The organism is Streptomyces sp. NPDC043746, from assembly GCF_056436485.1.
Window position 1 is genome coordinate 1 of the sequence record NZ_JBWKCM010000039.1, and the last position, 23504, is coordinate 23504.

The 23504-nt window shown below is 70.9% G+C and carries 18 protein-coding genes; 14 read left to right on the plus strand and 4 right to left on the minus strand.

The window, feature by feature from the left end:
* Positions 1 to 106 precede the first annotated feature (106 nt).
* The 4 genes from AC0682_RS28790 to AC0682_RS28805 all read right to left on the minus strand — a co-directional run bounded on the left by AC0682_RS28790 (position 107) and on the right by AC0682_RS28805 (position 9556).
* Positions 107 to 1936, minus strand: coding sequence for a bifunctional metallophosphatase/5'-nucleotidase (locus AC0682_RS28790; RefSeq protein ID WP_478536085.1), 1830 nt, complete (start codon positions 1934 to 1936; stop codon positions 107 to 109).
* Positions 1937 to 2097: 161 nt separating this feature from the next.
* The gene (locus AC0682_RS28795; RefSeq protein ID WP_478536086.1) at positions 2098 to 2571 is read right to left on the minus strand and encodes a hypothetical protein; all 474 of its coding nucleotides are present in this window, start codon (positions 2569 to 2571) and stop codon (positions 2098 to 2100) included.
* Positions 2572 to 2649: 78 nt separating this feature from the next.
* A complete protein-coding gene (locus AC0682_RS28800) occupies positions 2650 to 3111 on the minus strand; it encodes a hypothetical protein (RefSeq protein ID WP_478536087.1) in 462 nt (153 codons plus the stop codon).
* Positions 3112 to 3208: 97 nt separating this feature from the next.
* Positions 3209 to 9556 (minus strand): DNRLRE domain-containing protein, encoded by a 6348-nt coding sequence (locus AC0682_RS28805; RefSeq protein ID WP_478536089.1) that lies wholly within the window; start codon positions 9554 to 9556, stop codon positions 3209 to 3211.
* Positions 9557 to 9865: 309 nt separating this feature from the next.
* Here AC0682_RS28805 and AC0682_RS28810 point away from each other — a divergent pair, with 309 nt between their 5' ends.
* From AC0682_RS28810 to pstB, 14 genes are all read left to right on the plus strand, one after another.
* On the plus strand, positions 9866 to 10495 hold the full coding sequence (locus AC0682_RS28810; protein ID WP_478536091.1) for a hypothetical protein: 630 nt from the start codon (positions 9866 to 9868) through the stop codon (positions 10493 to 10495).
* Between the two features lie 136 nt (positions 10496 to 10631).
* Complete coding sequence (gene mshD / locus AC0682_RS28815) at positions 10632 to 11555, plus strand: mycothiol synthase (RefSeq protein WP_478536092.1); 924 nt, start codon at positions 10632 to 10634, stop codon at positions 11553 to 11555.
* Between the two features lie 77 nt (positions 11556 to 11632).
* Positions 11633 to 11761 (plus strand): hypothetical protein, encoded by a 129-nt coding sequence (locus tag AC0682_RS28820; protein WP_478536093.1) that lies wholly within the window; start codon positions 11633 to 11635, stop codon positions 11759 to 11761.
* 279 nt (positions 11762 to 12040) lie between these two features.
* Entirely contained in the window at positions 12041 to 12364 is a 324-nt protein-coding gene (locus AC0682_RS28825) for a MerR family transcriptional regulator (RefSeq protein WP_254812048.1), read from the plus strand.
* Between the two features lie 94 nt (positions 12365 to 12458).
* Complete coding sequence (locus AC0682_RS28830) at positions 12459 to 12872, plus strand: GntR family transcriptional regulator (RefSeq protein ID WP_478536094.1); 414 nt, start codon at positions 12459 to 12461, stop codon at positions 12870 to 12872.
* Positions 12872 to 13795: an ABC transporter ATP-binding protein gene (locus AC0682_RS28835; protein ID WP_478536096.1), complete on the plus strand. Its 924-nt coding sequence runs from the start codon at positions 12872 to 12874 to the stop codon at positions 13793 to 13795. The genes AC0682_RS28830 and AC0682_RS28835 overlap by 1 nt, the downstream gene beginning before the upstream one ends.
* A complete protein-coding gene (locus tag AC0682_RS28840; RefSeq protein ID WP_478536097.1) occupies positions 13792 to 14778 on the plus strand; it encodes a hypothetical protein in 987 nt (328 codons plus the stop codon). The genes AC0682_RS28835 and AC0682_RS28840 overlap by 4 nt, the downstream gene beginning before the upstream one ends.
* A 354-nt stretch (positions 14779 to 15132) precedes the next feature.
* Positions 15133 to 17424: an RNA degradosome polyphosphate kinase gene (locus AC0682_RS28845; RefSeq protein ID WP_254812049.1), complete on the plus strand. Its 2292-nt coding sequence runs from the start codon at positions 15133 to 15135 to the stop codon at positions 17422 to 17424.
* On the plus strand, positions 17393 to 18610 hold the full coding sequence (locus tag AC0682_RS28850) for a CHAD domain-containing protein (protein WP_478536099.1): 1218 nt from the start codon (positions 17393 to 17395) through the stop codon (positions 18608 to 18610). The genes AC0682_RS28845 and AC0682_RS28850 overlap by 32 nt, the downstream gene beginning before the upstream one ends.
* Positions 18607 to 19050 carry an NUDIX hydrolase gene (locus AC0682_RS28855; protein ID WP_478536100.1) on the plus strand — a complete coding sequence of 148 codons (444 nt, stop codon included), beginning with the start codon at positions 18607 to 18609 and terminating at the stop codon, positions 19048 to 19050. The genes AC0682_RS28850 and AC0682_RS28855 overlap by 4 nt, the downstream gene beginning before the upstream one ends.
* Before the next feature lie 277 nt (positions 19051 to 19327).
* Positions 19328 to 20470 carry a phosphate ABC transporter substrate-binding protein PstS gene (gene pstS / locus AC0682_RS28860; RefSeq protein WP_478536102.1) on the plus strand — a complete coding sequence of 381 codons (1143 nt, stop codon included), beginning with the start codon at positions 19328 to 19330 and terminating at the stop codon, positions 20468 to 20470.
* 93 nt (positions 20471 to 20563) lie between these two features.
* Entirely contained in the window at positions 20564 to 21556 is a 993-nt protein-coding gene (gene pstC, locus AC0682_RS28865) for a phosphate ABC transporter permease subunit PstC (RefSeq protein WP_478536103.1), read from the plus strand.
* Complete coding sequence (gene pstA / locus AC0682_RS28870) at positions 21553 to 22629, plus strand: phosphate ABC transporter permease PstA (protein ID WP_478536104.1); 1077 nt, start codon at positions 21553 to 21555, stop codon at positions 22627 to 22629. Before pstC ends, pstA begins: the two co-directional genes overlap by 4 nt.
* A gap of 25 nt (positions 22630 to 22654) precedes the next feature.
* Positions 22655 to 23431, plus strand: coding sequence for a phosphate ABC transporter ATP-binding protein PstB (gene pstB, locus AC0682_RS28875; RefSeq protein ID WP_478536105.1), 777 nt, complete (start codon positions 22655 to 22657; stop codon positions 23429 to 23431).
* Positions 23432 to 23504: the final 73 nt, after the last annotated feature.

Below are 23504 nucleotides of genomic sequence, written 5' to 3' on the forward strand. Positions count from 1 at the left end.
GCGCCCGCCACGGGAGATGCGTACGCCTTCTGAACCGGTGATCATGGAGCGGTGATCGTCGAACGCGCGTATGCCCATGTGGATTCCCCCGACCCCGTACCACTGCTTACTGGATGACCGTGATCCGGTCCGTCGCCGGCGGGGCCAGCGGGGAGGCGGCCGAGGAGTGGGCCGCCAGGTAGGTGTTGAACACCTCCAGGTCGGAGGCGCCGACCAGCTTGTTCGTGCCCTGGCCGAGGGCCGGGAAGCCGTCGCCGCCGCCCGCGAGGAACTCGTTCATCGCGACACGGTAGGTGCGCGCCGGGTCGATCGCCTCGCCGTTCAGCCTGATGGTGTCGGTGACCACGCGGGCCGCGCCGGTCTTCGTCAGGTCCAGGGTGTAGGTGAGGCCCTTGGAGACCTGGAGGATCTTCGGTGCGGCCTCGTTGGCTCCGCTGACCTGCTGCTGGAGCGCGGTGACCAGCTGGGCGCCGGTCAGGTCGACGACGTTCATCATGTTGGTGAACGGCTGCACGGTGAACGCCTCGCCGTAGGTGACGACCCCGTCGCCCTCACTGCCGGACGCCTTGTAGACGAGGTCCGCGCGGATGCCGCCGGGGTTCATGAACGCGATCTGCGCACCGCCCTTGTCGGCCGGGGCGAGCGCTTCGAGCTGGGCGTCGGCGATGACGTTGCCGAGCGGCTTCTCGGGGGCCGTGGAGCCCCGGCCGTTGATGTCGGCGCTGATGTAGCCCTGCGGCGCGTTGGCGATCGGGGCCGCGAGGCGGTTCCAGCGCTCGATCAGGCGGGTCATGTCGGTGGCCTTGGGCTGGTCCCGGGTCACGACGTGGTTCGCGGACTTCACCGACGTACGGACGATGTCCTTCGTACGGAGGTCGTAGGTGAGCGTGGTGTCCGTGTACAGCTTGCCGAAGGAGGCGGCCGAGGTGACCATCCGCGGCTTGCCCGCCGGGTCCGGGACCGTGCAGACGTACGCCTGGTGGGTGTGGCCCGTGACCAGGGCGTCCACCTTCGGCGTGATGCCCCTGGCGATGTCGACGATCGGGCCGGAGATGCCGTCGCCCGCGCCGGGGCTGTCGCAGTCGTAGTTGTACGAGGTGGAGGCCGGGGCCCCGCCCTCGTGGATCAGGGCCACGATGGACTTGACGCCCTTGCGGTCCAGTTCCTTGGCGTACTTGTTGATCGTCTCGATCTCGTCGTGGAACTTGAGACCCTTGACGCCCTCGGCGGTGACGATGTCCGGCGTGCCCTCCAGGGTCACCCCGATGAAGCCGATCTTGACGCCGTTCTTCTTCCAGATCGTGTACGGCTTGAGCAGCGGCTTGCCGGTCTTCTCCTTGGTGACGTTGGCCGCCAGGTAGGGGAAGTCCGCGCCCTTGAACTTCTTGCCCTTCTCGTAGCAGCCCTCGACCGGGTGGCAGCCACCGTTCTGGAGGCGGGCCAGCTCGGCGGCACCCTCGTCGAACTCGTGGTTGCCGACCGCCGAGACGTCCAGCTTCAGCCCGTTGAGCGCCTCGATCGTCGGCTCGTCGTGGAAGAGGCCCGACAGCAGCGGGCTCGCGCCGACCATGTCACCGGCGGCGGCCGTGATGGTGTACGGGTTGCCCTTGCGCGCGGTGCGCAGCGAGGTCGCCAGGTACTCGACGCCACCGGCGGGGATCGTCTCGACCGTGCCGTCCGGGTGCGTCTTCGTGACGTTGCCCGCCGAACCGGCCGGGGGCTCCAGGTTGCCGTGCAGGTCGTTGAAGGACAGCAACTGCACGTCGACGGTACGGGGCTGGTGGCCGTGCCCGTGCCCCTGGCCGTGTCCCTGGCCCGGTCCCCGGTCGTGGGCCCCGGCCGGCATCGCGGCGACGAGGGCGCCCACGGTGGCCAGCCCCGCCACGGCGGCGAGCACCCGCCGGGAGGCACGTTTCTTCTGCGGAGTCGCTGACATCGGTCCCCTTGTGTCGCACGTCTGGAATCCTGCGTGCCGCAGCCTAGAGTCAACGCGCGTAGCGCAACAGGTGTCAGGGGTTACAACCTGGTTGCCATCCGGCCAATTGGCTCACGGACCTACCTTCGCGCCTGCCTTAGGGCCTGCCTTCGCCCATCCCCTCAGACGTACCCCGCCGCCCACATCGCGGGCCAGACCGAACCCGCCGCCGCCAGCCAGAAGTCGTACGCGCGCGGGCGGGAGAGACGGGCGGCGACCCGTCCCGTCCAGGCGTCCGGGTCGGCGTAGTGGGCGCGGTCGAGCAGCCAGTCCCTGCAGTGGCAGATGAGGAAGAGGCCCAGGCAGAGGCCCATGGCGAGCAGGGAGACGAAGCCGGGGGTCTCGAAGACCGGATGAACGTGGTCCCCGAGGGCGAGAAAGAGTGCGGAGAGCAGGATGCTCACCATGAGACCCCCACCCCAGGCCCCGCACGCGGCCGGGTACGCCACGTCGAGGTCCTCGTTGTCGACCTCCTCACCCCGGGCGATCCGGAGGCAGACCTCGCGTTCGTCCGCCCGCTCCTCGGGCGGGGGCCGGTGGCCGGTCAGCGCGTTGAGGGGGAGCGCCCAGCGGGCGATGTACCAGGCGATGTCCATGGGTTCAGCTTTCTGACGAGAAGAGGAGGAGAGAGGGAGAGTGAAGGCGCCGCCAGCTCCCTCAGGGCGTTCACGGCCTCACACCATTCCGGCCCCCCAGAGAGCGGGCCACACGGAACCCGCCGCCGCCAGCCAGAAGTCGTACGCGCGCGGGCGGGAGAGACGGGCTGCGATGCGTCCCACCAGGGTCTGCGGGTCGGCGCGGTCGAGCATCCAGTTGCGCAGGGCGCAGAGGAAGACGAGCGCGAGAGCGATGCCCATGGTGAGCAGGGCCACCAGGACCAGCACGTCGAAGGAGGGGTGGACGTCTTCGAGGAAGAGCCCGAGGACGACCAGAACCATGGAGGTCATGATTCCGCCCCACCAGGCGGAGATCGCCGCGCCGTAGGCGAACTCCAGATCGTCTGCTGGGACCTTCTCCCGGCGGGAGAGACGGCGGCAGAGGTCCTGCTCCTCGGCCCGCTCCTCCGGCGAGGGGTCGTGGCCGATGAGGCGGCCGAGGACCAGGATCCATCGGACGACGAGCCAATTGAGGTCCACGTTCGGGCCTTTTCATGATGAAGGGTATGGATGGGACGGGGCGCAAGGGCGGGGCAGGAGAGCCCCGCCCTTGCGGGAACATCTATTTTCCGGTCATTCAGCGGCGCCGGTTGTTCCAGTGACTCTGGGCGACCGCGACGTGGACACCGAACGTGGTGTACCGGGCGTCGTAGCGACCCCAGCGGGTGGCCCTACCCGCCGCGGAACGGTAGCGCGCACCGGACCTGGCGACAGCTCGCTTGCTGGAGCCCTTCTTTCTGATTCGGGTGGACTTGGCCGTGTTGTACGCCTTCTTCGCCTGGTTGGCCTTCCGGCCGAGCCGGTAGGCACGACCCGCGATGCCCACACCCGGGAGGGCGAGGGCCACACCGAGTCGGTCACCGCTCTTCGCCGACCGGTAGACGCTGTAGGCGTTCAGTCCGAGCGCGACCAGCCCCAGCCCGGGCACGAACATGCTCGCCACCGAGGCGACCGTGGCGATGGTCCCGATGTTGCGGTTGACGAATCCGCCGACCCTCTTCGCCAACTTCTTCCAGCCGAACCGGCCGTCGAGGTCGTAGCAGTTGACGGGGTCGGCCGTGCAGTACTCGTAGGCGTTGGCGTTCCCTCCGTGGACCGGGTCGGTGGAGAGGAACCGGCCGGTGGCCGGGTTGTAGAGGCGGACGCCCATGAGCGTGAGACCGGTGAGGGTCTCGGTGGAGCGCTGCTTGGCGCCGAGCCAGGTGTAGCGGGTCGCCTCCTGGCCGACGCGCGGGTTGCCGTACTCGTCCGAGTCCAGGGCGACGGGTGCCTCGCCCGCGGTCAGCGGGAGCTTGAGGGCGACGTCGCCGTGGATGGTGGTGAGGTGCAGGACGGTGTCGCCGGTCTTGCTCGTGGTGGCGGCGAGGTCCCCGGAGGCCGAGTCGACGTTGCGGGTCAGGGCACCCGACGCGGTGTCCTCGGTGATCCAGCGGGGGTTGTCGCTGTCGCTGTCGTAGTGGTTCAGCTTGGACGCGGTCTGGGTCCAGGTGGAGCCGCTGCCTGTCTCGACCTTCCAGGAGCGGAAGCGATGGGCGGCGTCGAGCTGCCAGGTCTGCCGCTTGCCACCCGCGGTCTGCTGGTGGGCGAGGTCGTTGGCGTAGTACCCGATGGTGCTGCCCGGCAGGGCGGTGGTGCGGCCGAACGCGTCGTAGACGTGACCACTGTCGACGAGGCGGTCGGCACTGTCGTAGGTGTGGTTGGTGGTGGTCCCTCCGGTGGTGGGGCAGTCGGCGCCGGGGGTACCGGTCGCCGTGGTGCGGGACTTGCGGTTGGTGCGCGCGTCGAAGGTGTAGGCGCGGCGGGTGCAGACGGTGTCGGCGGTGTCCTCGACGGTGGTGAGGCGGCCGATCGCGTCGTAGCGGTAGGTCTGGCCCGACCAGCCGTCGTGGCTGGTGACCTGCCCGTGGACGGACTCGGTCACGGTGTCGGAGTAGACGATCGTGCCGTCGCTGTCGCGTGTGTAGGTGCGGTCGGTGGTGGCACCCGTGGTGTCCTCGGTCTGGGTGAGGGTGTAGCCGCCGGGCAGCTTCTCGGAGCTGACCGACCCGTCGGCGTCGTACGTGGCGTGGAAGGCGCCGGCGACGGAGTCGGTGGTCCTCGTGGCCAGGCCGCGCGGCTCGGCGTTGTGGTCGTAGGTGTAGGTGACGGTCGAGGGGGCGCTGTCGGTGACCTTGACCGGGCGGTCGAGCAGGTCGTACTCGGTGGTGGTCTTCCCGCCGTCGGCGTCGGTGTAGGACACCTGGCGGCCGAGCTTGTCGAACACCTTGGTGATGGTGCCGCCGGTCGGCGAGACCGTCCTGACCGCCCGGCCGGTGGCCGGGTCGTACTCGGTGGTGGCCTCCGGGACCGCCGGGCCCGTGCCGCCGGTGATGGCGACCCTCGTCTGACGGCCGGCGTTGTCGTAGGTGGTGGTCGTGGTGCGGGTGACGCCGTTGGCCGTCTCCGTCGCCTTGGCCGCGCTGCCCCACCAGTTGTACTCGGTGGTGGTGGTCGGCAGGGCGGTCGGGTTGCTGCCGCCGCCGGTGATGGCACCGGCCGGTCCGGTGGAGCAGACCAGGTCGGCCCACTCCGGGCGGCCCTGGCAGGTGCCCGTGCCGGTGGCGGACCAGTAGGTCGTCACCCGGGTCGCGGCGTCGCTGCCGGTCGCCCCGGGCAGCAGCTGCTTGGTGATCCGGCCCTGGGCGTCGTACTCGGTGGTCTCGGTGATCGCGAGACCACCCGGGTCCTTGACCGTCTTCGTCGGCAGGCCCTTGGCCCAGTCGTAGACCGTCTGCGTGACCCGCGGCTCACCGAGCACGGTGGGGTGCTCACGCACCTGCGCACCGGTAGTGACCTTGGTGACCTGGTCCCTGACCTTCGCCGTACCGTCCGTGGGGCGCCCGGCGTCGAACTCGTTGACCGTCCAGGTCCGGGCCGTCACCGACGTACCCGAGGGGACGAGGGTGGTGGTGCCGGACTTGAGGTCGGTGGTGAGGTCGATCCGCCGCAGCGGGCCGAACTCCTCCAGCTCCCGGATGCCCTTCTCGTCGTACACGGAGGTGGTCGCCAGCAGGTCGGCGCGCTCCGCGACGGTGAGCCGGTCGATCCCGAGATCGGCCTGTACGGCACGGTCGGCGGCGGTGGTCCCCCGGGCGACGGCCAGGTTGGCCGCCGACAGTTCACGGACGGTGTTGCCGAAGCGGTCGTACTCGGTGGTGGCCGTGTGGCCGCCGGGAGAAACGGTGTTGACCGTGCGGCCCGAGACACCCATGTAGGTGATGTCGGCCCGCTTGTAGAAGGTGCTGGTCAGCGAACCGCCCGTGGCGGATGCCGGTACGGAGTCGGCCGGGAAGACCGCGGTCGCATCCGTCGGGGCGTCGAGCTGGCCCCATGTCCTCACGTCCGCCGCGCCCATCTTGTACGGGGCGGTGGTGCCGGTCAGCGGTACGTCGTAGACGACGCTGGTGGCGGCCGTACCGGACTCCGTACCCGTGGTGCCCTGCTGGAGGCCGGGGCGGGATGCCTTGAGGAGCATGCCGTCACCGGCGGTGGCGGCGTTGCCCGCCTTGCCGTAGGTGAAGGTCCAGGGCAGTTCGCCCGCCGGGGCCAGGGTGGTGACCCGGCCCGCCGCGTCATAGCTGTGCTCGGTCTTGAGCGCGGGGCTGGTCAGCGGGTTCCAGGTCTGGCGGAGCCGCCCGCTTCCGTCGTACGCGTACGACTGCACGGCCTTGGAGGTCGCGGAGGCGGCACCGGGCTCGGTGGACCACTGCCGGATCTCCTTCACGCGTCCGGCGTAGTCACCGAAGGCGGAGCCGGTGGCCGTGGTGGAGGTGGCGTAGACGAACTCCAGCCCGCGGCAGCCCTTGGCGGTCGGGGTGGCCGTGCAGGTGGCCGTGGTCGTGGCGGAGGTGGGAGCGATGATCCGCTTGGGGCGGGCCAGCTTCTTGCCGTCCACCGTCACCGCCTCGGAGACGACCGTGGTGGTGGAGTTCGCCAGGCCGTTCAGGAGCGTGGAGCTGACCTGCCAGGTGGGCACGCCCGGGTCGGGCTTGGTGAACTCGGTGACGGTCCCTTCGGTGTCGGAGAGGGTGAAGGAACCGGTCACGCTGCCGGTGAGGGTGAGGTCCTCGGAGCCCGGCTCCGGGATCCACCCGGTCTTCGCCGCGTTCGCGGTGAAGAACAGCTCCTCGCCCTCGGCGTCGACGACGGTGACGGCGGTGTCCGAGACCCTGCGCAGCTGGGCGTAGTCCGAATCGGTCAGCTCGGCGGCGGTACCCGAGACCCACTCCTTGCCGAAGATCGCGACCTGGCCCTCCTGCTGCGCCCCCTTGTCGGGGTTCCGCGAGGAGGCCGTACGGGAGACGGCCAGGCCGAACGCCGAGGCGTCCGACGCGGAGAGCGTGTAGTCACCCGTGAGCAGGTTGACCGAACCGGGGCCGACGTCGCTGGTGGCGGCGCCGGAGGCGTTGCGGTCCACGATGACGGTGAGCGGCTCGGTGGCCCCGGTGGCGTTGTTGGGGCCGGTGAAGTCGGCCTTGAGCTGGACGCTGCCGTCCGGGTCGACGGTTTCGGTGGCGTTCCAGACCAGGGGCGCGTTGCGGCCGTTGGTCATGGGGACCGGCCACGCGGTCAGCTGGGTGCCGCCGGAAGTGACCTGTCCGGCCGGGATGCGGACCCAGGGGTCGGCCTCGGAGCGGCGCCAGGAGAAGGCCACGCCGGTGAACTTGGCAGCCTCCGCCTCGGCGACCAGCGGCAGACGGCGGGCGGTGCGCTCGCCCTCGGACGGCTGGATGAACCCGCCGGGCCCGGCGTGGAAGGTGTAGTCGATGGCCTCGGACTTGTTGTCGGCCTTGTCGACGGCCCGCACCTGGAGGGCGTGCGTGCCGTCCTTCGGCGGGGTCACGCTGATGGCCTTGGCCGCGGCGGCGCCGCCGGTGGTGACCTTGGTCCAGGTCAGCCCGTCCAGGGACCATTCGACCCAGTTGTGGTCACTGCCGGAGGGCGGGGTGACGGTGAACGTACCGGCCTGGCCGGCGCCCTTGACCCACTTGTCCACCGGGTAGTCGGTCGAGACGATCTTCGTGGGGGCCGAGGGGGCGGTGGTGTCGACCGTGAAGGTCTTCCACGCCGACCAGCCCAGGTTGTAGTGCGTCCCGTCGTACGGGCTGCTGCGGAACTTGTACGTCTTGCCGTTGGCCAGCACGCCCGCCGGAACCGTCACCGGGGCGGGCTGCCCCGAGGGGACGAAGGCCGAGCGCAGGACGTCCCCGACCTGGGTGTCGGTGGCGTTGTCGAAGATCTGGTACGCGCCCTGGATCTTGTCACCGTTGGGGTCGACGAACGTGTCGCGCAGAGTGGGACGCACGGTGTTGACCGTGTAGGCACCGCCGTAGGAGAAGAACGGCGGACCGGCCTCCTGCTTCGTGCCCGTACGCGGCCGGTAGTTGTACGTCACGACCAGCTTGGGCGGGTTCTTCGCGGCGTTGGCGGAGTTGACCCGCTTCCACTGCGGCACCGACGTCTCGCTGGTGGCCCGCAGGCCCATGTGGGACCGGGCCGCCTTCGCCGAGGCCCACTCCTGGACCAGGGTGGTGACGTTGGCGTTGATCCAGCCGTCCGGTGCCGAGGTGCAGGACGGGTTGCCCTTGGTCTCGGTGGAGGTGGCCTTCTTCGCCGTCCACGCCGGCTGCGCGGTCCAGCGCGAGGAGGTGGAGGCGGCTCCGGCCGACCAGACCTCCCACGACTGCGGCTTGCAGTCGGTGTTGCCGGAGTGGAAGTTCCACAGGCTCAGCTTGGCGTCCGTGACGAGTGCGTCAGCGATGGGCGCGGTGTTCCAGGAGATGAACGAACGCGCCGTACGGGGCGTGCCGTTGGCGTTCTTCGTGCCCGGGTTCCCGAGGTCCAGCTCGACGTCGGTGGACCAGTCGCGGGTCTCGCCCTGCTGGACATAGGTGTCGAAGACGTTGGAGAGCGCCGATGTGGACGGGTCGACGATGACCGGGTACTTGGTGGCGGGGTCCGCGAGGAACTTCGCGTCCGGGGTGACGACCAGGTCGACGCCCTCGTCGTTCTTCACGACCTTCATCGCCACCGGGACCCGGCGGGTGTGCTCACCGGAGACCTCGTCCACGGTGGCGTCCCACATCACCGGTGCGGGCATGACGGCGGTCTTCTTGTTCTTCGCGTCCGTGAACAACACGCTGCCGTCGGGCTGCTGTTCGACGTCCAGGCCCTTGGCCTTCAGCGGCAGCGTGTAGGTGTAGCTCTCGACTGCGGGCCGCTGTTTGATCTCGACGTACTGCTCGAACCCGGTCCGGGTCGCCTCCACGACCACATCCGCGCCCGGCACGGCGTTCACGTACTCCGCGCGCGTGCCCTCCAGCTTCGGCGTCGGCAGCGCGCCCTTCCACTGGAGAGTGATCTGCTCGTCGCCCTCGCCCAGGGTGACCAGGTCAAAGGCCTTGGCCGACTGGGCCGCCCGCAGCGAGGTCGGCGGCGTGCCGGTACGGCCCGCCAGCTTCAGCCCCTCCGGGTGCGCCTTCGGCTCCACCGAACCGTCGTCGCCCGCGACCAGGTCCAGATCGACATCACGCCACTCGCCCGTGGCCTCGTCCTCGAAACGGACCGGACCCGCCGTCAGCTCGGTGGTGAGCGAACCGTCCTTGTTAGCCCAGGTCGTGGAGGTCTCCGTACGCTCCGACAGCGCCTCCACCCGCTTGCCCGACAACCGGGCGGCGACACGGGCGGACGGTATGTCAGCGGCCTGCGTGACAGCGGCGGGCTTCTCCGGCGCGACAGGCTCCTGGCGCTGGCCCGCGGCCACCGCCGCACTTCCGTCGAGCAGCGTCACGGACAGCGCCAGCACCAGACTCCCCGCCAGATAGCGGAGACTCCCCCCGGTCCACAGCCGCCCACGCTCCTCAGGTGCAGGTATATGCACCGTCATATCCCCCTCAGTCTCATCAACACATTCTCATCACTTACGTGATGCAGATGTGAAAGATACTGGTGGGTAAATAATGTGAAATACCCCTGAAGAGTGATTATTCAGACTCCCAGCTCCCGGAAGGTCGCGTGATCTGCGTCTCCGTTGGGGACATTCGGTGAACGGCACCACGGCCGACCGCATCTTCCACCGCGTCCACCGTGCGCACGCGGTGGGCACCGGGTGCGGCACCGGGAGGGAGCCCCGCACGGGACGCACGCACACCCACCCTCCGAGCGATGGGCTGACGCCGAGAAAGGGGCGGACCGCATGGAGCGGACGCGGAACAGCCGTCGTGACCGGCGCCGGGCCCTGGCCCGGGAGCGGCGGGCGCGGCAGGAGGTGCTCGCGGGCGAACTCACCCCGAGCGCCACTCCCCTGGCGTGGGGCGCCGGGCCGGGCAGCCGGGTGCTGGCAGTCGTATGGCTCGCGCTCCTGGTGGTGTTCGGGCCCTTCGCGTACGACCGGGATCTCGGCGCGTTCAACTGGGCGGACTGGCTCTTTCGGGGGTGGGGGCTGGCCGCGGGGCTCTGGATCCACTGCCGCCTCTCCGCGTGGAAGATCACCGCGGACCGCGACGGGGTGGCGATCCCCGGCCTCTTCTCGGTCGACCACGTCCCCTGGGCCGACCTCGGCACCGTCGTGCCCCGGCGAGACGGGTGCCTCCGCGTCGTGGACCGGATGCCCGGACCCTTCCTCCCGCCGCTCCTGGCCCGCCTGCCGCGCCGGCCGGTGACCGTGGAGACGGTGGCCGACCATCTCATGGCGCTGTCACGCCACCCCGGACTCCGCCCCACCGGGACGGCCGGGCCCCGGGCCTGGGGCCCGCCCTATGCCGTCTGGCTGCCCCTGCCCCTTCTCGTCATCGCGATCCCCCATCTGTTCGCACTGGCGAAGTGAGTACGCGCGTACGCGAGTGGGCGCGCGGGCGGGCACGGGTCGGCGCGAGCCGGTGGTCACGGCGGCCGTGTGACCGCCGCCCCGCCCGTTCCCGTACGCACCCCGACCGCGCACCCACCCCCCGTACGCTCGTCCCATGACGACTGAGACACCCCTTCCCTCCCCCGGGCGTGAGATCCAGGCGCTCGACGTACTCGACCCCGAACAGGCCGACGCCGTCCTCGAACTCCTCGGCGAGGCGGCCCGGTTCGACGGCAGGCAGGCGGTCTCCGAGCAGGGAAGGCTCCGCATCCGCGGCGGACACCGCGTCGGCGTACGCCACTTCCTGCTCATCAGCGAGGGGAGCCTCGCCGGCTACGCGCAGTTGGAGGACACCGACCCGGTCGAGGCCCCGGCCGCCGAGCTCGTCGTCCACCCCGAACGCCGCGGCACCGGCCACGGGCGGGCCCTGGGCGCCGCGCTCCTCGCGGCGACCGGGAAGCGGCTGCGGGTCTGGGCGCACGGCGGCAGTTCGGCGGCCCGGCACCTGGCACAGGTGCTCGGCCTCTCCCTCTTCCGCGAGCTGCGCCAGCTCCGCCGCGGCCTGGTCCCCCTCGACCTCGCGGAGCCCGTACTGCCCGAAGGCGTCACCGTACGGACCTTCGAGCCGGGCCGGGACGACGCCGCCTGGCTCGCCGTGAACCGCGCCGCCTTCGCCCACCACCCCGAGCAGGGCTCCCTGACCCAGCAGGACCTGGACGACCGCAAGGCCGAGCCGTGGTTCGACCCGAAGGGGTTCTTCCTGGCCGAGCGGGACGGGGAGATCGTGGGCTTCCACTGGACGAAGGTGCACGCGGAGGAGCAGCTGGGCGAGGTGTACGTCGTCGGCGTGCTCCCCGAAGCCCAGGGCGGCGGCCTCGGCAAGGCGCTCACCGCGATCGGCCTGCACCACCTGGCCGCGCAGGCACTGCCCACCGCGATGCTCTACGTCGACGCGGACAACACGGCGGCCGTGACGGTCTACGAGCGGATCGGCTTCACGACCCATGAGGTGGACCTGATGTACCGCGCGGAGTCCTGAACCCCGCACCCGCGCCCGGAAGAAAATCTATCGCGGCGGGAGTAGACATCCCGCTTTTGACGGGTCTAGTGTTTCTCGTGCAGCCGGACAGCGAAGAGGGCACGGCGGTGGAGTGGTGGAGCCGGAAGCAGTGGGTTCCTCCGCTGGTCGCCGGGCCGGAAGGCCCCCAGGGGGCGTACACCGTACTCGCCCTGTCCGGCCGATGAACCGAACCGACCGAGGTAAGGAGCAGACACCATCAGGATCGCCCGGGCGAGGCGCACACCGCCCGGGTACCGCAGGCCCCAGAACGGAAGGTGGTCCCCGGTCACGCATCCGCGATCCCCGCTCCCCCGCCCTCACCGGCGGACCGGCGGAAAAAGAGGGCCGGCCGCAACGGCCGGCAGATGGTGTTGAAAGCTCGGGGCCCGAGCGCCGCACGGCGCTCGGGCCCCCCGACGTGTGCACGCCCCCCAGACCGGACGTGTCCCCGAAAGAAGAGGTCTATGCCCCCTCGCAGTACCCGCCCCACCGACCACCTGGACGACGACGACTACCCCGCCTACACCATGGGCCGGGCCGCCGAGATGCTCTCCACCTCGCCCGCCTTCCTCCGCGCACTCGGCGAGAACCGCCTGATCACGCCGCTGCGCTCCGAAGGCGGCCACCGCCGCTACTCCCGCTACCAGTTGCGCATCGCCGCCCGCGCCCGGGAACTCGTGGACCAGGGCACCAAGATCGAGGATGCCTGCCGCATCGTCATCCTGGAGGACCAGCTCGAAGAGGCCCAGCGCATCAACGAGGAACTGCGTTCCGCACGGACGCGGTAGACCTCTCCCGGACACGCTCAGGGGCGGCGTCACTTGACGCCGCCCCTCCCTTAGGCCACCCTTTCACTACTCAATTAGTGAAAGGGTGGTGAACATGGCAGAGTCCGCAGCGGTCGAGTTCCGCATCGACCGGCGCAGCGGCGTCGCCACCTACCTCCAGATCGTCCAGCAGACGAAGCAGGCCCTGCGCCTGGGCGTCCTGGAGCCCGGGGACCGCTTGCCCACCGCCCGCGAGGTCGTCGAGGCCACCGCCATCAACCCGAACACCGTCCTCAAGGCGTACCGGGAACTGGAGCGCGAGGGCCTCGTCGAGGCGCGGCGCGGGCTCGGCACCTTCGTCCGCAGGACACTCGGCGGCGCGGCCGAGGCCTCCGCCGCCGACGCGCCGCTGCGCACCGAACTCGCCGACTGGGCCCGCCGGGCACGGTCGGCCGGGCTGGAGAAGGACGACGTCAGCGCGCTCTTCACAGCCGTACTGGACAGCACGTACAAGGGGGACCAGGACTGATGACAGGTGCTGCGATCGAGGCCCGGGGCCTCACCATGGCCTACGGGCGCGGAGGGCATGCGCGCCCGGCCCTGGACGGTTGCTCCTTCCGCCTCCCCGCCGGACGGGTCTGCGCACTCGTCGGCCCCAACGGGGCGGGGAAGTCGACCCTGTTGAACCTGGCGGCCGGGCTCGCCGGGCCGAGCGCCGGGTCCCTCGCCGTCCTCGGCTCCGCCGACCCCGCCGCCGTACGCGGGCGGATCGCGTACGTGCCCCAGGACAAGCCGCTGTACCCGCAGCTCACCGTGGCCGACACGCTGTGGGCCGGCGGCGAGCTGAACCCGGCGCGGTGGGACGCCGACACCGCCTGGCGGATCGCCGCCCCGCTCCCGTCCGAAGCCCGGGTCCGGACGCTCTCCGGCGGGCAGCGGACCCGGCTCGCGCTGGCCCTCGCGCTGGGCAAGCGGCCCGAACTGATGCTGCTGGACGAGCCGATGGCCGACCTCGACCCGCTCGCCCGCCATGAGCTGATGGGCGTGCTGATGGCGGAGACCGCCGAGCACGGCACCACCATCGTGATGTCCTCGCACATCCTCACCGAGCTGGAGGGCGCCTGCGACTTCCTGCTCTTCGTGGACGGCGGGCGCGTCCGGCTCGGCGGCGAGGCCGAGGACATCGCCTCCGCCCACGCCCTGGTCACCGGCCGGGCCGACCGCGAACTGACCCCGCACACCGTGGTCGAGTCCCGCACGACGGGACGTCAGCTCACCGCTCTCATACGGAAGGAGGGCCCTGTGGACGAGTCCCTCTGGGCCGTCACGGAACCCTCCCTGGAGGAGTTGCTCCTCGCCCACCTCCGCTTCCCGGAGGCCCCGCCGCTGCTCACGCCGAGCGCGATGCCGGGTGCGCTTCGCGATGCCCGTGAGGCGGTGGCTTCCGCATGAGCGCTCTGACCGCGAAGGTCCGGACGCTGCGGGGTCCCTCCCGGGTCCTGTTGCGCCTGCACCGACGGATCCTGTGGACGGCAGGCGCGGCCGTCGCCGTAGGAGTCGTCGGCCTGATCGCGCTGGGGCTCCTGGCCGACCACGCCGTCACGGACTTCGCGAACGCCGGGTGCACCCTGTCCAGCAGCACGGAGGCATGCTTCCAGCCGGCCCGCGACTTCACCGACCGGATGCTCGACCTCAGCCGACTGCTCGTCTACGCGGGCTACGCCCTCATCGCGCTGCCCGCGATCGTCGGGGCCTTCGTCGCGGGCCCGGTGATCGCCAGGGAATGGGAGACCGGCAGCATCAAGCTGTCCTGGACCCAGTCGGCCTCGCCCTCCGCCTGGCTGGCCGCACGATTCGCCACCCTCGTCGTCCCGGTGGTCGGCGGGATCGTGGTGCTGTCCGCCGCCTTCTCCTGGTCCCGAAGCAGGCTCGACTACCCGTTCCCGGCGATCTGGGAGGAGCCGTCGGCCTTCGGCGCCACGGGAACGGTCCCGGTCGCCAGTGCGCTGCTGGCGCTCGCGCTGGGCACCCTCGCCGGTCTGCTGCTGCGTCGCACGGTTCCGGCGCTGGCGGCGGCCCTGCTCGCCTCCGGACTGGTGACGGTCGTCCTCGGCACGGTGCGCGACCACCTGTGGCCGACAGTGAAGGCCACCTACCCCCTGGAAGGCGCCTACCCGGTCCCCACATGGTCCGCCGTCGTCGAGTCCGGTTTCGTGACGAGCGGGGGCGACCGGCTCCCCCACGACATCTGTGCCGGCATGTCTTCCGGCTACGAGGGCTGCCTGGCCGGGCATGACGTGGTACGTAACTACGTGCACTACCACCCCGCCTCCCACTACTGGCCCCTCCAGCTCGTCGAGACCGGCATCCTGCTCGCCCTCGCCGCACTCGCCGTGTTCGCCGCCTTCCGGGTCCTGCGCCGCCTGCACGGCTGAGCCCGGGCCGGTACCGGCCCGGGCACCGACCTCGCCGTCCGGGCCCGACAGGGGTGGGCCCGGGCGGCGAAGACACGTCGGCACCGGTCACGTACGGTTACCGCGAGCCCCAGCCGCAGGCACACCGCTCCCTGGACGTCATGTCTCCGTTACCGTCCATTCAGACGCCCTTGCGACCCTCACGGAATGCAGCCAGCCGTGCCCGCCCCCCGCCGCAACGGGAGAGCCCGGGGCGGCGCGCCCGAGGACGCCTCGGACCGTGCCCCGGACCGCGTCCCCGGGTTTCCCGGGCCTTCCGCGATCTTTCCCGGCTCCGACGCGCCTGCTTCGCCCTCCAGGCGGAACAATGGGTTCATGAGCCAGCAGCCCAGCTCCGAGGTCCCGGTCCAGTCCGCCCAGCCGTCCGCCGGCCCCGGTCGGCCGTCCGCCGGCGCGGCCCAGCCGTCCGTCAGCGCTCTCGCCGCGCACCGGCCGCAGGCCGTCGCGCACTCCTCCTCCGGCGCCGGATTCTCCACCGCCGCCGACCTGGACCCCGGTCTCGACGCCGACGCGGACGCGTACGAGCCCGACCGGGACGGCGACGAGCTTCCCCAGGGCCGCTTCCTGGACCGCGAGCGCTCCTGGCTCGCCTTCAACGAACGCGTGCTGGAGCTGGCCGAGGACCCGTCGACCCCGATCCTGGAGCGCGCCAACTTCCTCGCGATCTTCGCCTCGAACCTGGACGAGTTCTTCATGGTCCGGGTGGCCGGCCTCAAGCGCCGCATCGCCACCGGCGTCGCCACCCGATCCGCCTCCGGCCTCCAGCCCCGCGAGGTCCTCGACCTCATCTGGACCCGCTCGCGCGAGCTCATGGCCCGGCACGCCGCCTGCTTCCAGCAGGACATCGCCCCGGCCCTCTCCGACGAGTCGATCCAGCTCATCCGGTGGCCGGATCTGACCGAGAAGGAGCAGGCCCGCCTCTTCACCTTCTTCCGGCAGCGCGTCTTCCCCGTGCTGACCCCGCTGGCCGTCGACCCCGCGCACCCCTTCCCCTACATCTCGGGGCTCTCGCTCAACCTCGCCGTCGTCGTCCGCAACCCGGTCAGCGGCCACCGCCACTTCGCCCGGGTCAAGGTGCCTCCGCTGCTGACCCGCTTCCTGGAGGCGTCCCCCCAGCGGTACGTCCCCATCGAGGACGTCATCGCCGCCCACCTGGAGGAGCTGTTCCCCGGGATGGAGGTGCTGGCGCACCACATGTTCCGGGTCACCAGGAACGAGGACCTGGAGGTCGAGGAGGACGACGCGGAGAACCTGCTCCAGGCCCTGGAGAAGGAGCTGATGCGGCGCCGGTTCGGTCCCCCGGTGCGGCTGGAGGTCGAGGAGTCCATCGACCCGTACGTGCTGGATCTGCTGGTCCGCGAGCTGAAGGTGTCCGACGCCGAGGTCTACCCGCTGCCCGGCCCCCTGGACCTGACCGGCCTCTTCGCCATCGCCTCGCTGGACCGGCCGGAGCTGAAGTACCCGAAGTTCATCGCGGGCACCCACCGGGACCTCGCCGAGGTGGAGTCCGCCTCCGCGCCCGACATCTTCGCCGCCCTGCGCGAGCGGGACGTCCTGCTCCACCACCCGTACGACTCGTTCTCCACCTCCGTCCAGGCCTTCCTGGAGCAGGCGGCGGGCGACCCGGACGTGCTGGCCATCAAGCAGACGCTCTACCGCACCTCCGGCGACTCCCCGATAGTGGACGCCCTCATCGACGCGGCCGAGTCCGGCAAGCAGGTCCTCGTCCTCGTCGAGATCAAGGCCCGGTTCGACGAGCAGGCCAACATCAAGTGGGCCCGCAAGCTGGAGGAGGCGGGCTGCCATGTGGTCTACGGCCTCGTCGGGCTGAAGACCCACTGCAAGCTCTCGCTCGTCGTCCGCCAGGAGGGCGACACCCTGCGCCGCTACTCGCACGTCGGCACCGGCAACTACCACCCCAAGACGGCCAGGCTCTACGAGGACCTCGGCCTGCTCACGGCGGATCCGCAGGTCGGGGCGGACCTCTCCGACCTGTTCAACCGGCTCTCCGGCTACTCCCGCCGCGAGACCTACCGCCGCCTCCTGGTCGCCCCGAAGTCCCTGCGCGACGGGCTGATCGCCCGGATCAACAAGGAGATCGCCCACCACCGCGCCGGGCGCCCCGCCTACGTACGCATCAAGGTCAACTCGATGGTCGACGAAGCGATCATCGACGCGTGCTACCGGGCCGCCCAGGCAGGCGTGCCCGTCGACATCTGGGTCCGCGGGATCTGCGCCATCCGCCCCGGGGTCGCCGGGCTCTCCGAGAACATCCGGGTCCGCTCCATACTCGGGCGCTTCCTCGAACACTCCCGGGTCTTCTCGTTCGGCAACGGCGGCGAACCCGAGGTGTGGTTCGGCAGCGCCGACATGATGCACCGCAACCTCGACCGCCGGATCGAAGCCCTCGTCCGGGTCACCGACCCCGCCCACCGCGCCGCACTCAGCCGACTCCTGGAGACCGGTATGGCCGACACCACCGCTTCCTGGCACCTGGGCCCCGACGGCAACTGGACCCGGCACGCCACCGACGCGGAGGGGCAGCCGCTGCGGCACGTCCAGGAGATGCTCATCGATGCCCGGAGGCGCAGGCGTGCGACGCCCTGACCACCAGACGACGACCCGCCCCACCACCGTGAACGGGGGCCCGGAGGACAGCGGGCCGGGGGGCGGAGGCCCGGGCGCCGGGGTTTCGGAGTACGTGATTCCTCAGGCCGGTACGGCGGGGGGCCACGCCCCGGACGTGTCCGCAGGCCTCCCCGCCGAGCCCCCGGCCGACCCGCACCGTCCCACCGGCGGCCTCCCCGCTGACGGGGTGACCGCCGAAGGCGTCCTCGCGCCCTACCTCCAGGGGCAGGCCGCGGAATTCCTGCGCAGCCTGCGGCTGCACCACGAGCACAGCGCCCCCTCGGACGCGGCCGGCCAGGGGGTCGAGGCCGCGGCCCGCGCCCTGCGGCGCTCGGCCCGGCGCATCAGCGGCTCGCTCCACACCTTCCGCAACGCCCTCGACCCGGTCTGGGCCGACCACCTCCGAGCGGAACTGGCCTGGCTCTCCGGCACCCTCGCCCGCGAACACGCGTACGCCGGCCGGCTCACCCGCCTCGTCGACGCCCTGCACCGGCTCTCGGGAGCCGCCCTGCCCGCCGCGCGCGGGGCGGAGCCCACCGCGAAACCCGCGAAAGCCACCGGCCCGGGCGCCCAGGGCCGGGCCGTCCTCGGTGTCGGGGCGGCGCGGGCCGGGGCGCTGCTGGAACGCCAGCTCACCCTGGCCCGGACGCGGGCCCACTCCGCCGCGCTCCAGGCGCTGGGCTCCTCCCGCTTCCACGCGGTCGCCGACGCCGTGGCGCTCCTCGCCTCCGAGGTCCCGCTGGCACCCGGCACCACCGGCCGGGGGACGGAAGCGCTCCTGGGGCCCGCCGAACGCGCCGAGCAACAGCTGATCGATGCGGTGGCAGCCCTCCCGCCCGACACGTCCGCGGAGCCGTACAACGAGGCGCAGGACACCGCCTGGCACCAGGCCCGCCTGCTGCTGCGGCTGCACCGGTACGCCCACGAGGTCGTCCTCGGCACCGCCGACCCGGTCCTCTCCGGCGCCGGGCACGCCCTGGACCTGCACCGGGACGCGGCGGAGGCCGCTGCGGCGGCGGCCTCCGCGGCCCGCACCCCACGCATCGCCCCGGCCACCGCGTACGCCCTCGGGGTGCTCCACGCGGACCAGCGGCACGAGGTGGAGGCGGCGCGGGCGGTGTTCCGGGAGACCTGGCCGTACGCGACGGCCATGACGGCCCCGTGAGCCGACCCGGGCAGCGCCCCGGCGGCCTCGGCACCGTCCTCGCCGCGGGCTGCGTCCTGTGGCGCCGCGCCCCGGGCGGGGACGGCTGCGGAGTGGAGGTGTGCCTGGTCCACCGGCCGCGCTACGACGACTGGTCCTTCCCGAAGGGCAAGCTGAAGCGAGGCGAGGACCCGCTCACCGCCGCCGTACGGGAGGTCCTGGAGGAGACCGGCCACCACTGCGCCCCGGGCCGGCGCCTTCCCACCGCCCGGTATCTCGTCGACGGGCGCCCCAAGGAGGTCCGCTACTGGGCCGCCGAGGCGACGGGCGGCGCCTTCGCGGCCAACGCCGAGGTGGACCGCCTCCTGTGGCTGGCCCCCGAGGCCGCCCTCGTACGCCTCACCCAGCCACGCGACCGCGAGCAGCTCACGGCCCTGCTCGACACGCTCCCGGGAGCCTGAGAGCCCGCCCGCGCCCCGAAAGCCCCGCCCGAATCCGGCGAACGTCCCGGTCAGAGCGCGGTCGGCAGCGCACCCGAAGGCAGCGGCCACCGGCGCCTCCTCACCCGCCTGCCCGACACGATTCACCTGCCGTTCACTTTCTCCCGTGGGCGGCTTCACCTGTTCTGCCTAATTTCGGACGTACACGGTGCGCGGCGCCAAGCCGCAGCAGCCCTCCTCATCGCACGCCGTCGTAGAACGAACAGACCACGGCGGCTCCTGGAAGGAACACCCGAAAGTGAAGCTTCAGCGCAAGAACCGGCTTCGTGCCACCGCGCTCGGTGCCCTCGCCGTCTCCGGCGCCCTGGTCCTCACGGCGTGCGGTTCGGACGACAACGGCGGCGACAGGGCCGGCACCGGCCAGAAGAGCACCGCCGCCGCCTCGGACATCAAGTGCGACGACGCCAAGGGCCAGGTCCTGGCCGCCGGCTCCAGCGCGCAGAAGAACGCCATGGACGTGTGGGTCAAGGAGTTCCAGGCCGCATGCCCCGGCGTGGAGATCAACTACCAGCCCATCGGCTCCGGCGGCGGCATCACCAAGTTCACCCAGGGCCAGGTCGCCTTCGCGGGCTCCGACTCGGCCCTGAAGCCCGAAGAGGTCGCCTCCTCGCAGAAGATCTGCGCGGACGGCGGCAAGGGCATCAACCTGCCGATGGTCGGCGGCCCGGTGGCCATCGGCTTCAAGCTCGACGGTGTCGATGAGCTCGTCCTCGACGCCCCGACCCTCGCCAAGATCTTCGACACCAAGATCACCCGGTGGAACGACCAGGCGATCGCCAAGCTCAACCCGGACGCGAAGCTGCCGGACACCGCGATCCAGGCCTTCCACCGCTCCGACGAGTCGGGCACGACGCAGAACCTCAACAAGTACCTCAGCATCGCCGCCCCCGATGACTGGAAGTACGACGCCTCGTCGAAGTCCTGGGAGGCCAAGGGCGGCCAGGCCGCCAGCGGTTCGGCCGGTGTGGCCTCGGGCGTCAAGGACACCAACGGGGCCATCGGCTACTTCGAGCTCTCCTACGCGGCGGCCAGCGGCATGACCACCGTCAAGATCGACACCGGTGCCGGAGCGCCGGTCGCGGCCACCACGGAGAACGCCTCCAAGGCCATCGCCGCCGCCAAGATCAAGGGCACCGGCAACGACCTGGCCCTGGAGCTCGACTACGCCACCAAGGCCGAGGGCGCCTACCCGATCATCCTGGTGACCTACGAGATCGCCTGCGACAAGGGCAACAAGGCGGAGACGCTGCCCTCCGTCAAGGCGTTCCTGAACTACGCGATCAGCGACGCGGGCCAGAAGGTCCTCACCGACGCGCACTACGCCCCGATGCCCGCGGAGATCGCGGCCAAGGTCCGCGAGATCGTCCCCACCCTGTCCTGACCCGGCCGCGGCCGGCCCCCTGACCGGGGTCGGCCGCGCCTTCCGGTGCACCGCCGCCAGGAGCCCCACGGCTCCGCAGACCGGAGACATCAGATGGAAACAGCAACCTCACCCACACAAGCGCCGCCACCAAAGCAGCCGCGGGACACCCCCCGCGGCAAGGCCCGGCCCGGCGACCGGATCTTCCTCGGCCTGTCCAGGGGCTCCGGTATCACCCTCCTGGTGATCATGGCCGCCATCGCGGCCTTCCTCAGCTACCGCGCGGTCCTGGCCATCTCCAAGAACGAGGCGAACTTCCTCACCGCCTTCGAGTGGAACCCGGCCGGCGACCCGCCCGTCTTCGGTATCGCCGTCCTGGCCTTCGGCACCATCGTGAGCTCGGTCATCGCCATGGTGCTGGCCGTGCCGGTCGCCATCGGCATCGCCCTGTTCATCTCGCACTTCGCGCCCCGCCGACTGGCCGGCCCGATAGCCTACGTGGTGGACCTGCTGGCCGCGGTCCCCAGCATCATCTACGGGCTCTGGGGCGCGGTCTTCCTCGTGCCCTACCTCGACGGTCTGAACAAGTGGCTGGACGAGTACCTGGGCTGGACCTACATCTTCGAGCGGACCAGCGAGGGCCTGGCCCGCAACCTCTTCACCGTCGGCATCCTGCTGGCGATCATGATCCTGCCGATCATCACCAACGTCACCCGCGAGGTCTTCCTCCAGTCGCCGAAGATGCACGAGGAAGCCGCACTGGCCCTCGGCGCAACCCGCTGGGAAGTCATCCGGATGGCCGTCCTCCCCTTCGGCCGCTCCGGCATCATCAGCGCCTCGATGCTGGGCCTGGGCCGTGCGCTCGGCGAGACCATGGCCGTCGCCGTCGTCCTCTCCCCGAGCTTCGTGCTCTCCGGCCGGCTGCTCGATCCGGGCGGCGGCACGTTCGCCCAGAACATCGCCGCGAAGTTCAACGAGGCGGACGAGTTCGGCCGTGACGCCCTCATCGCCTCCGGCCTCGTCCTCTTCGTCATCACCCTGCTGGTCAACGGTGCGGCCCGCGCGATCATCGCCCGCCGCAAGGAGTACTCGGGGGCCAACGCATGAGCCACACCGTCCAGGAAAAGCGCCCCGTCGCCGCCGCCCCGACGACCGCCACGCTCGCCCACGCCAGGATGCCCCGCTGGGCTCCGGCGGGCATCGCCGTCGGCTCGGTGGCCACCGGCTGTCTGATCGGGTTCGTCACCGGGCTGGAGAGCCGCATCCAGTGGGGCCTCATCTCCGCACTGGTGTTCGTGGCCGCCACCTACCTCATCACCGCCAAGGTGGAGGGCAGCCGGCAGGGCAAGGACCGCGTCGCCACCAGTCTGGTCTGGGTCTGTTTCGTCCTGGCCATCGTGCCGCTGCTCTCGCTCGCGTGGATCACCCTCACCAAGGGCCTCACCGTCCTCGACGGCTACTTCCTCACGCACTCGATGAGCGGTCTCCTCGACGCCGAAGAGGGCGGCGGTGTCTACCACGCCCTGCTCGGCACCATCGAGCAGGTGGCCATCGCGGCGGTCATCGCGACGCCGATCGGTCTGCTGACCGCCATCTACCTGGTCGAGTACGGGCGGGGACGGCTCGCCAAGGCCGTCACCTTCTTCGTCGACGTCATGACGGGCATCCCCTCGATCGTGGCCGGACTCTTCGTCCTCGCGACCTGGAACCTCATGCTCGGCTTCGGCCCGTCCGGCTTCGCCGGCGCCCTGGCCCTCGCGATCCTGATGATGCCGGTGATCGTCCGCTCCACCGAGGAGATGCTCAAGCTCGTCCCGAACGAGCTCCGCGAAGCGTCCCTCGCCCTGGGTGTCCCGCAGTGGCGCACGATCCTGAAGGTCGTCCTGCCGACCTCGATCGGCGGTATCACGACAGGTGTGATGCTGGCGGTGGCCCGCATCACCGGTGAGACCGCCCCCGTCCTGCTGCTGGTCTTCGGCACGAAGCTGATCAACCCGAACCCCTTCGAAGGCGCGCAGTCGTCCCTGCCGCTGTACGTGTACGAGCAGTACGCCGTCGGCACCACCGCATCGGTCGACCGCGCCTGGGCAGGCGCCCTGGTCCTGATCGCCTTCGTCATGATCCTCAACCTGGTGGCTCGCGGCATCGCCCGCTGGAAGGCCCCGAAGACCGGCCGCTGAGGCCACCGAAAGTGAAGTGATCCCCATGGCCAAGCGCATCGACGTCAGCGGCCTGACCGCCTTCTACGGCACGCACCGTGCCATCGACGACATCTCGATGACCGTCGAGCCCCGCTCCGTGACGGCCTTCATCGGCCCGTCCGGCTGCGGCAAGTCCACCTTCCTGCGCACCCTGAACCGCATGCACGAGGTGACGCCCGGCGGCCGCGTCGAGGGCAAGGTGCTGCTGGACGACGAGAACCTCTACGCCAGAGACGTCGACCCGGTCGCCGTGCGCCGCACGGTCGGCATGGTCTTCCAGCGCCCGAACCCCTTCCCGACCATGTCGATCTTCGACAACGTCGCGGCGGGTCTGCGTCTGAACGGCAACTACAAGAAGTCCGAGCTCGCGGACGTCGTGGAGAAGTCGCTCAAGGGCGCCAACCTCTGGAACGAGGTCAAGGACCGCCTCAACAAGCCGGGCTCCGGCCTCTCAGGCGGCCAGCAGCAGCGCCTGTGCATCGCCCGCGCCATCGCGGTCGAGCCGCAGGTCCTGCTGATGGACGAGCCGTGCTCCGCGCTCGACCCGATCTCGACCCTCGCCATCGAGGACCTGATCGGCGAGCTGAAGGAGCGCTTCACGATCGTCATCGTGACGCACAACATGCAGCAGGCGGCCCGCGTCTCGGACCGTACGGCCTTCTTCAACCTCGCGGCCGTGGGCCAGCCCGGCAAGCTCGTCGAGATAGACGACACGGAGCGCATCTTCGCCAACCCGTCGGTCCAGGCCACGGAGGACTACATCTCCGGCCGCTTCGGCTGATCCCCCATACGGCCTTGCGGTGCTGCATGGCGGTGCCACCACAAGGCGAAAGGGTCCGCCCCCGCTCTCCCTG

Bases quoted from the DNA above. Each gene is read 5' to 3' on its own strand.
- AC0682_RS28790 (WP_478536085.1), bottom strand. From the start codon at position 1,936: ATGTCAGCGACTCCGCAGAAGAAACGTGCCTCCCGGCGGGTGCTCGCC.
- AC0682_RS28795 (WP_478536086.1), bottom strand. From the start codon at position 2,571: ATGGACATCGCCTGGTACATCGCCCGCTGGGCGCTCCCCCTCAACGCG.
- AC0682_RS28805 (WP_478536089.1), bottom strand. From the start codon at position 9,556: ATGACGGTGCATATACCTGCACCTGAGGAGCGTGGGCGGCTGTGGACC.
- AC0682_RS28810 (WP_478536091.1), top strand. From the start codon at position 9,866: ATGGAGCGGACGCGGAACAGCCGTCGTGACCGGCGCCGGGCCCTGGCC.
- mshD (WP_478536092.1), top strand. From the start codon at position 10,632: ATGACGACTGAGACACCCCTTCCCTCCCCCGGGCGTGAGATCCAGGCG.
- AC0682_RS28825 (WP_254812048.1), top strand. From the start codon at position 12,041: ATGCCCCCTCGCAGTACCCGCCCCACCGACCACCTGGACGACGACGAC.
- AC0682_RS28830 (WP_478536094.1), top strand. From the start codon at position 12,459: ATGGCAGAGTCCGCAGCGGTCGAGTTCCGCATCGACCGGCGCAGCGGC.
- AC0682_RS28835 (WP_478536096.1), top strand. From the start codon at position 12,872: ATGACAGGTGCTGCGATCGAGGCCCGGGGCCTCACCATGGCCTACGGG.
- AC0682_RS28840 (WP_478536097.1), top strand. From the start codon at position 13,792: ATGAGCGCTCTGACCGCGAAGGTCCGGACGCTGCGGGGTCCCTCCCGG.
- AC0682_RS28845 (WP_254812049.1), top strand. From the start codon at position 15,133: ATGAGCCAGCAGCCCAGCTCCGAGGTCCCGGTCCAGTCCGCCCAGCCG.
- AC0682_RS28850 (WP_478536099.1), top strand. From the start codon at position 17,393: ATGCCCGGAGGCGCAGGCGTGCGACGCCCTGACCACCAGACGACGACC.
- pstC (WP_478536103.1), top strand. From the start codon at position 20,564: ATGGAAACAGCAACCTCACCCACACAAGCGCCGCCACCAAAGCAGCCG.
- pstA (WP_478536104.1), top strand. From the start codon at position 21,553: ATGAGCCACACCGTCCAGGAAAAGCGCCCCGTCGCCGCCGCCCCGACG.
- pstB (WP_478536105.1), top strand. From the start codon at position 22,655: ATGGCCAAGCGCATCGACGTCAGCGGCCTGACCGCCTTCTACGGCACG.